The following is a 12,894-nucleotide window of genomic DNA, read 5'->3' on the forward strand; positions in this document are numbered from 1 at the left end:
TCATGGAATGGAGCATCCTGTTCATGGGGCCGGTCGGGGCCGGTAAAACGGAAGCCATTCGCTCGCTGTCGGATATCGAGGTGGTGGACACCGACGTGGCCGCCACCGATGAAACCGCCCTGCTCAAGGAGAAAACTACCGTCTCCATGGATGTCGGCGTGCTTAATCTGGGCGGCGGCGACAGGCTACGACTCTACGGCGCACCCGGTCAGGGACGTTTCGACTTCATGTGGGAAATCCTGGTGGAACACACCAAAGGGCTGGTGATCATGCTCAATCACGCCAACCCGGACCCCCTGCAGGACATCGCTTTTTATGCCGGCCGCCTGAAGGGCATGCTGGCGGGCCGCACCCTGCCGGTGGTGGTGGGCGTCACCCATACCGATGAACGCACCGACCGCTCCATGACCCTGTATCTGGAGTACCTCAAGCAGCACCCGCTGCCGTTTGCCAGCGGCAAAGTGCCGGTATTCCGCGTGGATGCCCGGCAGCGCCATGATGCCAGCGCGCTGATGATGGCATTGGCCGCCATGCTGGAAATGAACGAGCGGCTGCCCCAGACCGTCCATGGGGTAGCTTGATGCAGCACATCCTCGAACTGCAGGGTTACGGCCTGGCCTATAACGACAAGAAGGTGCTGCTGTCTATCGACATGACCGTCCCGGACACGGGCATCACCGCCATTCTCGGCCCTTCCGGCACCGGCAAGTCGTCCTTGTTGCGCACGCTGGCGGGTTTCAACGACAACCATCCCTCGCTGCTGACCTGGGGCGAAGTGAACTACCGGGGCGCGGGCCGCCCGGCGCTGGTGATGCAGAAGGCGGCGCTGATGGTGTCGACGGTGCTGGAAAACCTGCTGACCAGCCTGCCGCACCGTTCGTCATTGACGCGACTGGAGCAGATTGAGTTGCTGAGCGGCTTCTGTACGGGACTGGATCAGGTCTGGGTCATCGAAAAACTGTCCCATCCGGTCACCAAGCTGGAATTTTACGAGCAACGGGCGGTCGCCATTCTCCGCGAAGCCTTGGCCCGCCCCGCCCTGCTGATGCTGGACGAGCCCACCGAGAGCCTGAGCGATGACGCCGCCGGGAAAATTTGCCGGTTGATTCATGAAGTGGCTGCGCTGCAACCGGTGCTGATGATTTCACATCATCTGGCCCAGACGCAGCGGCTGGCTGACCACGTCGTGCTGTTCTCGGGCGGTATGGTGCAGGAAAGCGGCCCCACTGCCGCCTTCTTCCAGTCGCCCCGCAGCGAAGCCGGAAAGATTTTTATCCGCAGCGGCTCCTGTCCCGAAAGCTCACTGGAGCCGGTTGCCGAGGAAGACGAGGACTGCGCTATGGAAAGTATCCCGCAACCGCCGCGCGCCGAACATCTGGCGCCCGCGCTGACCGTCAAGAGCCGGTTCATGGGACCGCGCGGCTTTGTCTGGCTGATTCCCGGACGGCTGGCCGGAACTCCCTGGCCGGGTATTGTCCGCGATACGGATGAAGATCTGGACGCGTTGCGCAATGTCGGCATCACCCGACTTGTGTCACTGACCGAGATTCCGTTTGACGAAGTACAGGCGGCGCGATTCGGTATCCAGTGCGCCAATGTGCCCATTCCCGACATGCACGCCCCAACGCTGGCAGTCGCCTTTGACTTTTGCCGGGATACCGACCGCTGGCTGCAGGCAGGCGAAACCGTCGCCATCCACTGCAAGGCCGGACTGGGCCGCACCGGCACCCTGCTGGCGGTCTATTGGCTGTGGACCGGCCAAGGGGAATACAACGCCATTGAAGCCATTGAATACGTGCGGCGCATGGAGTCGGGAATGATCCAGTCCCAGGCGCAGGTGGACTTCCTGAGCGAGTTTGCCGAATCGCTGCAGACCGCCGCGCCTGCATCGCCGCACCAAACCCGAACGAGGCCGGGGGAAGCGCCTCACATGACAACCATAACCATAACCACCACTGAAAAACCAGGAGTTTTAATATGAGCAAGCTTGACGATGCCCTGCAACGCGCCATGACCAGCGTCCCTGATTGCGTCGCGGCCGGTTTTGTCGATCTGAGTTCCGGCATGGTACTCAGCGTCAAGACCGTGGACTCCCACCCTTCGGAAGTCTTCGACTTCCTGGCCGCCGCAACCACCGATCTGTTCCAGGGCCCCAATGTCGTGGCCATTGAAAACATCTTCAAGAAGGCGCGCGGGCTGCCCGAGTCCACTGAGATGCACTATTTCCAGGAGGTAATCGTCAACAGTGACAACCTGATCCATGTGTTCCTTCGCGGCAAGAAGCAACAGCAAGTCGTGTGTTTTGTCTGCCGCAAGGGCGCCAACCTCGGCATGGTGCTGACCAAGGCCCGCGCGGGTATGCCAAGCGTCGAGCAGGCGCTCTGATCCGGATAGTGCGGTAACCGCCCCGGCGGCAGGAAGCCCGCCGGGCGACAAGGGAAATACCGACACATCGGGCAACGCCGGCCGATGTTGCCGGAAGAAGTCAAGCAACGAGTCATCACAAGGGAAGAATCCACATCATGACAATGGCAAACAACAAAGAGTCTTTCGCGCACAGCGCACGCAGCGTGCTCCGCGCCGTGCATCAGGCGGAAGACAACATCGAGGCATCGGCCGTGGTTTCCCGCGACGGCCTGATTGTAGCCTCCCAGCTTTCCCACGGCGCCGATGCCGACCGTTTCGGCGCCATGTGCGCCTCCTTGCTGGCGCTGGCCTCCAAGGCGGCCACCGAGGTGGACCGGGGTGAGTTGCGCCAGGTGATCCTGGACGGCACCAAGGGCCCCATGCTGCTGACGCATATCGGAAAGTTCGCCGTGCTTGCCGTCGCCGCCCGCCCGGCCAAGGCCAACCTCGGCAAACTGATCATGGAAACCCGCGCGGCGGCGGCAAAACTCACCGAGATTGGAAATGCCCTCTGATAGTCCCTCCCGCGTGCTGCACTACCAAGGGCATGCCGTGGCCTGCCGCGACAACGAGACGGTGCTGGACGCCTTCCTGAGAGCGGGTGTCAACATCCCCTTCTCCTGCAAGAGCGGCATTTGTCATCGCTGCATGGTGCGCTGCGTGGACGGCGATATTCCACCCCACGCCCAGCGCAAACTGCCCGAACACCAGCGCGCGGCCGGTTGCCTGCTGTCCTGCCAGTGTCACCCCACCGGCCCCATGATGCTGGCGCCCCGCTCACCGGAAGACAGTGTCACCCGTTGCCGCCTGGTGGAACTGACCCGCACCGTCAACGACCGCTGGCGAGTGGTTTTTGAGCCGTTCTCCACCCTGAATTACCGCCCCGCCCAGCTGGCCCGCCTGATGAGCGCCGGGCTGGATGGCGAATGTTCCGCCGTCTTCATCAGTGTGCCGGACGACGACTATTATACGGTCGTTGAGCTGGGCGACGGAGCCGGGCTGCCGGACTGGCTGCGTCAGCAATCCCTTGAAGATCTGGAGTTTTGCCTGCGCGGCCCCTTGCCGGTGGAGCAGTCGGAGCCGGTAACGCCGTTGCCGCCGGAACCGGCGTTGTGGGATGAGCTGGGCGGCGACGCCATGGTCCGGGCCGTGCTGGCCACGTTCTACGACAAGGTCTATGCCGACCCGGAGCTGCGGCCCTTCTTCGAGCGCGTCACCTTGGACCGCATCATCGGCAAGCAGTTTGCCTTCCTGAAGCAGCACATCAAGGACGAGCCGGGGTTTCTGGGGGAACAGCCGCACAACTCGCACAGCTGGATGGTGATAACCGACGCCCTGTTCGACCACCGGCAGAACCTGATGCTGCAGGCCATGCGCGAACACGGTATCGACGAAGGACTGATTGCCCGCTGGTCGCGTTATGAAGAACAATTCCGGCCGGACATTGTCAAATACAAGCCCTGGCTGAAGCGCATGGGCGGCATGCTGGTGGATACCGAACAATACGAGGTCTGCCTGCTGGAAGAAGCCACCGTCTGCGATTATTGCAGCGGGGAAATTCCGGCCAACACCGTGGTTCGTTATCACAAGCGTATCGGCAAGATCGGCTGCGACACCTGTATCGGCGTCGCACCGGCGGAGGGAAGCCCATGTCAGCCATGAACAAAACAACCCTGCTGTTCATTCGCAAGACGATGGAACAATGCAGCAGCTGCCCAGGCTTCTACGGGGCCGTGCTGTCGTCGCCCGACGGTCTGGTGCTGGCCTCCTCCGGCCAGTTTGACGGCGATGAATCAGCCGCCTGCGCCTCCAGCCTGATGGTCAACACCTCCTCCAGCCTCAACCAGCTGGCCTCCGGAGGGCCGACGGAAATGCTGATCTGGGGCGCGGACCGGAAAATCTGGAACGTCAGCGTACTGACCGGCGACTACATCCTGCTGATCGCAGCCAGCGATGCGGCGCATACCGACATGTTGCGACGAATGATGACCCGTACATCGGACATGCTGAACCAGGCGCTGCGCATCCTGGTGTGACTGCTCAGGAGCGACACTTTTTCGTGGAGATAGTACACACATTTATGTCATGGTTATTGCCTGCACATACAAATTGAAGTCTAATGAATACCTATACCCGCCCCTGTATGACACCCATGGAAACTGACCTGCTGCTGAGCCCGCTATTCCTGGCCCTGGCCAACGATCAGGATGACTGCCTGCTGGTTTGCGATGCCCACGGGAAGGTGATTCATGCCGTTGCCGGCAAGACTTTCGCTGAGCCGCCGGTGCTGCGGGGCGAGAATATCCACGACCGGCTGCAACTACCCGTCAACACCTTCACCGACCTTGGGACCAACATTCTGGGCCAGTTCCGCGAACAGCCCTGCGATATCCGGGTGCAACGCGTCGACATCCATCCCGAGCAAGCCCTGTACCTGTGCCGGGTGCGGCCGCTGAGCGGAGCCCTGTCGTGGCAGAACTGGCTGGAAAGCCTGCCCGCACCCATCGCGGTTCGTGACCGGAACGGTTATTTCCTGTGGGCCAACACCCTGTTCATCCGCCGTTTCGCCGGCAACGGCGCCTGCATTGCCGGGCGGCATATCCGCTCGGTGTTGTGTGCAGAGGATGCCGACAAGACGCTGGCGGCCGACCACTATGTGCTGGAAACCGGCCGATCCACCCTCTTTGAATATACCTGCAGCGATCGGCAATGCGCCGAAGGCCACTATCTGGTATTGCAGGGCCCCTGCCGATTGCCCGGCCAGGACGCAGGCATTATTTCAGTGGTGGAAGAGAAGGAAAAGCTGCGCATGGAAATGCCCAGCTTTCAGGAAACGGAAATCCGCTACCAGCGGCTGGCGAGGCATTTGATGGCCCAGCTGGACAACCACAATGCCGCTCTGGCGCGCGACCTGCACGATGTGCTGGGCCAGACGCTGATCGGCATCAAACTGGCCATCCACAATGCCATGGGCCGTCAGGATGTGCCCCCGTCCTTGGCAGAAGCCATGCAGTACTGGATGGTGCTGCTGGATGAAAGCATCACCTTCATCCGCAGTTTCACCAGCGGACTGCACCCCCGCCACTTACAGGAATTCGGGTTGAAGCGGACACTGCGCACCTGGCTGGAACAGAGCCGACTGCACTCCGATATCGCCTTTGACATCCGCATTGACGAGGAACTGCCCAAACTCAACGCCGACGTCAAAAACGCCTGCCTGCGCATTGCCCAGGAAGCCGTGACCAACAGCCTGCGCCATGCCTCGGCCACTCGCGTGCAAGTGGATCTCCACCATCGCAACGGCTACCTGACCCTGAACATCATCGACGACGGCAACGGCTTCTGCGCGCAGGAGGCGCGTGAACATCAGGCAGGCCTGGGGCTGGTCAGCATGAGCGAGCGAGCCCATCTCTCCGGAGGAAAACTTAACATTACCTCCAACCCCGGTACTGGAACGACCATCACCGCCATCTGGCCCATTACCTGAGATCCGACATGGTCAACATCCTGCTGGTCGACGACCACCAACTGGTGCGCAAGGGGCTGAAAGCCCTGCTGGAAAGCCATCCCGGCTACCAGGTGATTGCCGAAGCCGGCAACGGACGCGACGCCATGCTGATGATTGAAAGCCTGCGCCCGGACCTGGTGCTGCTGGATATCATGATGCCGGAGAAAAACGGCCTGGAAGTGGCCTCGGACATTTTGCGCCGCCCCTGCGCCCCGAAAATCCTGCTGCTGACCATGAGCCACATTGCCGAATACATCAGCGAGTCGCTGAAGCTGGGAATTCAGGGCTATGTGGTCAAGGAGGCGGCGCCGACCGAACTGTTCAACGCCATCGACACCGTGATGCGCGACGAAATCTACCTGAGCCCGTCTGTTTCCAAACAGATCATGGGCCTACTGCAGAAACGCAACGAAAAGGAAAACCTGCTCAGCAACCTCACCGCCCGCCAGGTGCAGATCCTGAAGCTGATTGCGCTGGGCTACTCCAGCAAGGCAATGGCTGATGAATTGAGCCTGTCGGTGAAGACCATTGAGGCGCACCGCAGTCAGTTGATGCAGCGGTTGGGTATTCGCGAAGTGGCGAGCCTGGTTCGATATGCAATGAGGATGGGGCTGGTGGAAGAATAAAAAAGCCACCCTGCCGTCTGCCGGACAGGATGGCTGAAAGATTCCGAAGCCGGCAAAAGCAGGGGGAGACCGGACCCGGAATTCCGCGACTCAGGCGACCGGCTTGCTGTCCACCGGCACGGCGTCCGCTACCCGCACTTGCGGTTCCACAGCGGCGGAGGAGTCAATGATTCTGGCCTGACCGGCCCGCTCCAGCTCCTGCAATTCGGCCGCTTCACGAATGTTTTTCTGGATGATCAGCTGGTCGTCCACGGCCTCAATGGCCTGGCTCGCCAGATCGCCGATTTCCTGGTTCACCCGGCGAATGACTTCGTAGACGTGGCCTATGCTCTTGTCCCACATCTCGTCACGCTTGTCGCTGTCCATATCCAGCAAGCCATTTTTTTCCAGCACTGACAACGGTAAATCCACAATGCTTTTATGAATTTGTTCAACCGTGCTGGCGCCTTGATTGATGGCGTCCTGCACCAGATCCTTCAGGGCTTCCAAACGGGTCAGGGTCTTGTTCATGATCAGGCTCCAAACCCCGGCCTGCGGCCACCCCCTTTCCCAGAAGGCTGGCCGTCAGGCCGGGGCAGATTGTGTTCAATAACGAATCCCCCCTTGGAAAGGGGGGCCGGGGGGTTTACGCGGCAATCGCCTCACGCGATTTGCGGCGCGCCGGTATCGACACTGGCACGACTTCAGCCAAACGCGCAACCGCTGTTTCGGCGGAAGCCTGGACTTTCTGACCAAAGGTCGGCAACGCGCCCTTGAAGATGCGGCCCCAGACGGTGGTGAACTGCTTGCGGAAGCTGCCGGTGTTGTAGTGCTGGCCGTACTTCTCGCAAATCTCGCGCACCTTCACCGACATTTCGGCATAACGCATGCCGGGGATATCCGGGAACATGTGGTGTTCGATCTGGTGGCTGAGGTTGCCGCTCATGATGTGCATCACGGTGCCGCCGGTCAGGTTGCTGGAACCGCGAAGCTGGCGCAGGTACCAGTGGCCGCGGGTTTCATTTTCCAACACTTCCTTCGGGAACATCTCTGCGTCTTCGGTGAAGTGGCCGCAGAAGATGATGCTGAACGCCCAGACGTTGCGGATCAGGTTGGCGGTGAAGTTACCGGCAATGACCGGCAGGAACATCGGACCGGCGATCAGCGGGAAGAACACATAGTCCTTCGCGAACTGCTTGCGCATCTTGGCAAAGATCGGGGGCAGTTGCTTGCGCACATCGGCCCAGGTCTTTTCACCGGCCATGACCTTTTCCAGCTCCAGCGACTGCAGCGACAGCGTCCACTCAAAGGTGACCGCCAGGATGGCGGCCATCAGCGGGTTGGCCAGGAAACGCGGTTCCCACTTCTGTTCTGGGAAGATGCGCAGCACGCCATAGCCGATGTCGTGGTCGACACCATCGACATTGGTGTAGGTGTGGTGCATGTAGTTGTGGGTATGACGCCAGTTGTCGGCGGTGCAGACGGTGTCCCACTCGTAACTGCTGCCGCGCAGGCTGGGTTCGTTCATCCAGTCATACTGGCCGTGCATCACGTTGTGGCCCAGTTCCATGTTCTCGACGATCTTGGAAACGCCGAGGGTGGCGGTGGCGGCCAGCCAGACCGGGGGCAACCAGCCCAGTGTCATCAGCGCGGCGCGGCTGCCGATTTCGCTGTAGCGCACAAAGTTGCGGATCTTGTAGATGTAGTCGGCGTCTTCCTTGCCCAGCTTGGCAATCGTTTCCTTGCGCAGCGTGTCCAGCTCTGCGCCAAAGGCCTGGATTTCGTCGTAGCTCAGTTCACGGCTTTTGCTGATGGTGCCCATGGTGTCGTCCTCGGTGTTCAATTAGTTTGGGTTCCCTCCCCCCTTGTGGGGGAGGGTTAGGGAGAGGGGTGCTGCGGTAGTTCAGCGAGGTGACCGCATTCCGCACCCCTCTCCCCGGCCCTCTCCCACAAGGGGAGAGGGGGCTTTACATTCAGATGTCCAGAACCACGGCGCTCAGCGGTTCGCTGACGCAGATGCGGACCTGGGTGTTGGGGCTGCTGTCGATGGCCCCGGTAATCTTGTCACGCACCACACCGGACACCTTGGTGCAGCTGCACTGCTTGCAAACACCCATGCGGCAGCCGTAAGCGGGGCGTGCGCCACCGGCCTCGGCGCTTTCCAGCAGCGTCGTCTTGGTATGCAGCATGGCTTGCTGGCTGCGGCGCAGCGTGATGGGCATGGCGTTGCCCACGGCGTCACTGGCCAGGCCCACCGGTCCGAACAGTTCCTGCTTCAACTGTGCACTGATGCCCTTGGCGGCCCACAGGTCGGCGGCAGCTTTCATCAGGCCTTGCGGGCCGCAGATGAAGGCGGCGCGTTCAGCGAAGTCGGCGCAGACATTGCTGAGTTGCTGTTCACTGAACTTGCCGCCCTCGCCGCTGCTGAACAGGGCGTAGTTCAGCTTCAGGCCGGGATGCTTCACCGCCAGCTCCACCATTTCCTTGGCAAAGGCCAGGTCGTTTTCGGTATTGGCGTAGTAAACCACTGACACATCCAGCTCGGGACGGCGCTTCAGCGCTTCCACCAGCAGGCTGTACACCGGGGTGACACCGCTGCCGCCGGCAATCAGCAACATCTTGGCGCACAGGGCTTCCGGCAGCACGAAGTCACCGGAGGCTTCGCCAAGCTCAATCAGGTCGCCCACAGCCAGATGGTCATGCAGCCAGTTGGACACCTTGCCGTTGGGCTGGCGCTTGACGCCGATCTCCAGCAGGCCGTCGGTCGGTTCGCTCACCAGGCTGTAGCAGCGCTCGTGGAAGATGCCGTCGATCTGCACCCGCACCGGCATGAACTGGCCGGCGGCAAAACCCTGCCAGTTGGCGTTGGGGCGGAACACGAAGCGCTTGATGTCCGGAGTTTCCTGGGAGATGGAGACCACTTCAGCCAACACGCGGTTGACGGCCAGCATCGGGTCGACATGCGAGAACACGAAATCCAGCCAGTCTTCACGTACGAATTTACCGGCGAGCTTTTTTGCGATGGGGCTGAAACTGGTCATGGTCAGGCTCCTGTGTGCCTTGGTGAACGTCTGTACACTCATAATAGCGGATTATTGATTTGAGTCAACATGTGTTCACTAAATTTTTTCACCTTTCGTCGCCTTCAACTACGCGCGACGCGCGTGCGAAAGGCAACCTTTTGTATTTGTTGTAATAATACAAAAACACCCGGCACAAACGAGTGAACAAACACCAGTACGCTGGTGACCATCTGTCGGCTGACCCGACCGTTCACCCTTCCCACCTCCCCAAAATCTGACAGTTTTGCTAAGATATGGTGAACAATTGTTGGCTGATTTGACGACCATGAGTGCTCGTGACGAACGCAAGCAGCAAACCCGGCAGACCCTGCTGGACGCCACCCTGAAACTGATGCAGGAAGGGCGTGGCTTTGTCAGCGTCAGCCTGCGCGAAGTAACGCGCGAGGCCGGTGTGGTGCCGACCGCCTTTTACCGGCATTTCCGGGACATGGACGAGCTGGGGCTGGCGCTGGTGGACGATGTGTCCCTGAGCCTGCGCAAGATGCTGCGCGAAGAGCGGGTGAAGGCGAAGGGCGCTGGGCATATTGCGCTGCAAAGCTCGGTGATGATGTTCCTGCTGTATGTGCGCCAGGAGTCGCAAAAGTTTGAGTTCCTGGTGCGTGAGCGCATGGGCGGTTCGCCGAAGGTGCGTGAAGCCGTGCAGCGGGAGATCCGGCATTTTGTGACCGATCTGGCCAATGATTTCCGCCTGTTTCCGGAGATGCAGAACCTGCCGAGCGATGATCTGGAGATGATTGCGGATCTGGTGATCAATACCGCGATCAACTGGAGCGGGGAGATTCTGGCGCTGGCGTCGGACCAGGTGCGGTTGCAGTATGAGTTGAGCATGCGGGCGGTGAAGCAGTTGCGGCTGATTTTTGTGGGGGCGAGGCATTGGAAGGTGACGGAGGCGGCGGGGGTGATGGGGACGGCGGCGTAGGGCGTTTTCTCTGCGTCAGTTGTCAGGGTGTCTCATTGGATTTGTTCATAGCTTTTGCCACCGGCATCCGCCTGCCGCGGGCCTCCCTTTTGACTCGCCAAAAGGAAGCAAAAGCGAGTCCTGCGCCAAAACTCGCGATGGGCTGGTTCGCTACCGATCCTCTGCCCTTCCATCTCGTTGTTTCAGGCCGCGCTGCTCGGACAGTTGGCTGCGGACGGCATGGGTAAAGCAGGAGGGGTTTAGCTTCTGTCTACTCCGCCACCACCCTCACCACCGTCCGATCCTGCAAGTCCACCGCCAGTAACGCCGTGCCATCCGCCCCGGCTACCAGCCGTTCCACGCACGCCCCTTCCACGCGGTACGCACGCCCCGGTTGCAAACGCCCAATGGCCAGCGTTGTCCGTTGCGGCCCTTCCCCGGCGCGCAGCACCAGATCCAGCCCGCTGCCGTCACTCACCGCCCGCGCCACCAGCACCGCCGGATAGGCCGCCTCGGTCAGCAGCGGCCCCTGCCGCCATGCCTCGGGAATGTTGCCGTTGATCAGATCGCTCATGCCCTGCGCCCGGCCAAAGCGTGCCATGGCGTAAATGCCGTTGCCCATCACCGAAATGCCGTGGAAACGCCGTGCGCCGCCTTTCCAGGTCACTTCCTTCAGTTCTTCCAGCGAGTTCTGGAAAGCCATGGCGGCGTCTTCGTCCCCCATTTCGCGGGCGGTGTGCGTGAGCATGGCGCGAGTGAAGGTGTCGCCGCGCGCCAGGTTGTAGTTGCCGAAATCAACCCGGTCCCACAGCTGTCCCTTCAATTGCGGATGCTTGTGGTCAAAATGGATATGGCAGTCGCGCACCACATGCCAGGTGTCGCGCGCCAGTTCCGGCATGGCCGGGCTTAGCCAGAACGCCATGACGGCGTCATAGGCAATGGTGGACGGCAAAATGGGGATTTTCGTGTTTTCGATCCGCCCCGAGACAAAGCGGCCGTTGGTCCTTAACCAGCCGTCGCGGTCATAGACCTCGCGCACCCGCGTCACCAGATCGCCGGTCATGGCGGTGCCGTGCAGGCGGTCGTGCATGATCAGCGAGTTGAAGGCGAAAGTGTTGCACAGGGGATAGATCAGGTGCGGTTCGCAGGGGTATTGCGGACTGTCCGGCCGCAGCCGCATGTTGAATTCAATGGCTCCGGCCAAACTCCCGAAATCGTATTCGTAACGCTGCTTGTCGTTCCAGCACAGGGTCAGTGCGCCGGGTTCGCTGAAGCGGCGGTCGTCATTCAGTGTTTCGTACAGGCCCACCATCACCCCGAAATAGGCCGAGTACATGACGTTGTTGAGGGCAATGGGGTCGGGATTCCAGCGGCCGTAACCGACCAGGTTTTCATAAGCCCAGTAACGCCACACCTTGCGATGGCACATCTTGACGATGACGTTGCGCTGCGCCTCGGCCAGATAGCCGGTAAAAGCCGGGGTGCGCGTGAGCTGCGACAAGGCCAGCGCGTAGCTGAGGCTGTTGAGCTGGTAACGCAACGCCGAACCTCCCAGTTGCTCGATATGATCGTACCCTTCCCACTGGTCCACAGGCTGCAGTGACAGGTCCAGCAGGTAACGCATGATGCCCAGGTCGTCATCGGACGCTTCAACCACGGGCGGCAGGGAGGCGGTTGTCATCGGCTTAGTCATCCAGGGGCAGGGGTTGCAGGGCGGGTTGGGGCTGGCCGGCCCAGGCGACCAACAGACCGGCGGCCAGCGTCAGCAGGCCGCCGCCGTGGAACAGCAGTTGCGGGTCGAGGGCCAGACTCAGGTGGTGGTGGTCATGGTGCGTATGCTGACGGCCGGCCAGCGCCACATCCTGCCCCTGCATCACGAACAGCTCGAACAGGTGCATGTCGGCTACGCCCAGCACCACCCAGACCATGCCGGTGAAATAGAGGGTCGAACCCACGGGATGGGACACCCCGCCTTCACTGTCACGTGTTCGGGGACGCAGCAGCCACAGCGCGGCGGCGGCATAGATCAGCGTGCGCAGCTGCCACTGCGCGGTTTCCGCCGTGCTGACGATGAATCCGGCCTGCACCAGCCCGAAGACAGCAGCCAGATAAACCACCATGCCAATCAGCAGGCCGCCGGCCGGGGTGCGGTACAGGGGCATGGGCGGCAGGACCGGCGCCGGAACAGGAAGCGGCAACGGGGCCTGCCCCGGCTCGCCGCGACGGGCGACGGGGGCAAAGAGCACCGGCGGCTTGACCTTCTGGAAGGTCAGGCGCAGCCACAACCAACGCAGGAGGGTGATGAACAGGCCGAGGGCGACGCAGCAGGCCATGGTCCGGCTCCGGGCTGAGTGATGGGGGAAAATGGCCTCATCACGAGCATGCGGGAAATCC

Annotated in this window: 14 protein-coding genes; 9 read left to right on the plus strand and 5 right to left on the minus strand. The window is 61.2% G+C overall.

All coding sequences use genetic code 11. From position 1 onward, the window contains the following. Positions 1 to 2 precede the first annotated feature (2 nt). From Q7T36_RS11550 to Q7T36_RS11585, 8 genes are all read left to right on the plus strand, one after another. Positions 3 to 581 (plus strand): ATP/GTP-binding protein, encoded by a 579-nt coding sequence (locus Q7T36_RS11550; protein ID WP_304848352.1) that lies wholly within the window; start codon positions 3 to 5, stop codon positions 579 to 581. Further along, a complete protein-coding gene (locus Q7T36_RS11555; protein WP_304848355.1) occupies positions 581 to 1,981 on the plus strand; it encodes an ATP-binding cassette domain-containing protein in 1,401 nt (466 codons plus the stop codon). The genes Q7T36_RS11550 and Q7T36_RS11555 overlap by 1 nt, the downstream gene beginning before the upstream one ends. Continuing rightward, the gene (locus Q7T36_RS11560) at positions 1,978 to 2,385 is read left to right on the plus strand and encodes a hypothetical protein (protein WP_304848358.1); all 408 of its coding nucleotides are present in this window, start codon (positions 1,978 to 1,980) and stop codon (positions 2,383 to 2,385) included. Before Q7T36_RS11555 ends, Q7T36_RS11560 begins: the two co-directional genes overlap by 4 nt. 137 nt (positions 2,386 to 2,522) lie before the next feature. Then, positions 2,523 to 2,921 carry a roadblock/LC7 domain-containing protein gene (locus Q7T36_RS11565; protein ID WP_304848361.1) on the plus strand — a complete coding sequence of 133 codons (399 nt, stop codon included), beginning with the start codon at positions 2,523 to 2,525 and terminating at the stop codon, positions 2,919 to 2,921. After that, entirely contained in the window at positions 2,911 to 4,068 is a 1,158-nt protein-coding gene (locus Q7T36_RS11570; protein WP_304848364.1) for a 2Fe-2S iron-sulfur cluster-binding protein, read from the plus strand. Before Q7T36_RS11565 ends, Q7T36_RS11570 begins: the two co-directional genes overlap by 11 nt. Then, on the plus strand, positions 4,056 to 4,442 hold the full coding sequence (locus Q7T36_RS11575) for a roadblock/LC7 domain-containing protein (RefSeq protein ID WP_304848367.1): 387 nt from the start codon (positions 4,056 to 4,058) through the stop codon (positions 4,440 to 4,442). The genes Q7T36_RS11570 and Q7T36_RS11575 overlap by 13 nt, the downstream gene beginning before the upstream one ends. A 116-nt stretch (positions 4,443 to 4,558) precedes the next feature. Continuing rightward, positions 4,559 to 5,893 carry an ATP-binding protein gene (locus tag Q7T36_RS11580; protein WP_304848370.1) on the plus strand — a complete coding sequence of 445 codons (1,335 nt, stop codon included), beginning with the start codon at positions 4,559 to 4,561 and terminating at the stop codon, positions 5,891 to 5,893. 8 nt (positions 5,894 to 5,901) lie between these two features. Further along, complete coding sequence (locus Q7T36_RS11585; RefSeq protein WP_304848373.1) at positions 5,902 to 6,540, plus strand: response regulator transcription factor; 639 nt, start codon at positions 5,902 to 5,904, stop codon at positions 6,538 to 6,540. 90 nt (positions 6,541 to 6,630) lie between these two features. On the opposite strand, the gene Q7T36_RS11590 is transcribed toward Q7T36_RS11585, so the two are convergent. From Q7T36_RS11590 to Q7T36_RS11600, 3 genes are all read right to left on the minus strand, one after another. Further along, positions 6,631 to 7,050, minus strand: a complete 420-nt coding sequence (locus Q7T36_RS11590; protein ID WP_304848376.1) for a hypothetical protein — start codon at positions 7,048 to 7,050, stop codon at positions 6,631 to 6,633. A 115-nt stretch (positions 7,051 to 7,165) separates the two neighbouring features. Continuing rightward, a complete protein-coding gene (locus tag Q7T36_RS11595; protein ID WP_304848534.1) occupies positions 7,166 to 8,341 on the minus strand; it encodes an acyl-CoA desaturase in 1,176 nt (391 codons plus the stop codon). Between the two features lie 151 nt (positions 8,342 to 8,492). Further along, positions 8,493 to 9,560 carry a ferredoxin reductase gene (locus Q7T36_RS11600; RefSeq protein WP_304848379.1) on the minus strand — a complete coding sequence of 356 codons (1,068 nt, stop codon included), beginning with the start codon at positions 9,558 to 9,560 and terminating at the stop codon, positions 8,493 to 8,495. 307 nt (positions 9,561 to 9,867) lie between these two features. On the opposite strand from Q7T36_RS11600, the gene fabR reads away from it, so the two are divergent. Then, positions 9,868 to 10,521: an HTH-type transcriptional repressor FabR gene (gene fabR, locus Q7T36_RS11605; RefSeq protein WP_304848382.1), complete on the plus strand. Its 654-nt coding sequence runs from the start codon at positions 9,868 to 9,870 to the stop codon at positions 10,519 to 10,521. A gap of 250 nt (positions 10,522 to 10,771) precedes the next feature. Here the strand turns inward: fabR and Q7T36_RS11610 are convergent, their stop codons facing one another. Continuing rightward, entirely contained in the window at positions 10,772 to 12,181 is a 1,410-nt protein-coding gene (locus tag Q7T36_RS11610) for a hypothetical protein (protein ID WP_304848385.1), read from the minus strand. Positions 12,182 to 12,185: 4 nt separating this feature from the next. Further along, entirely contained in the window at positions 12,186 to 12,833 is a 648-nt protein-coding gene (locus tag Q7T36_RS11615; protein ID WP_304848388.1) for a hypothetical protein, read from the minus strand. Positions 12,834 to 12,894: the final 61 nt, after the last annotated feature.

Origin of the sequence: Fluviicoccus sp. (genome assembly GCF_030646115.1) — a bacterium.
Taxonomy (GTDB): Bacteria; Pseudomonadota; Gammaproteobacteria; order Pseudomonadales; family Moraxellaceae; genus Fluviicoccus.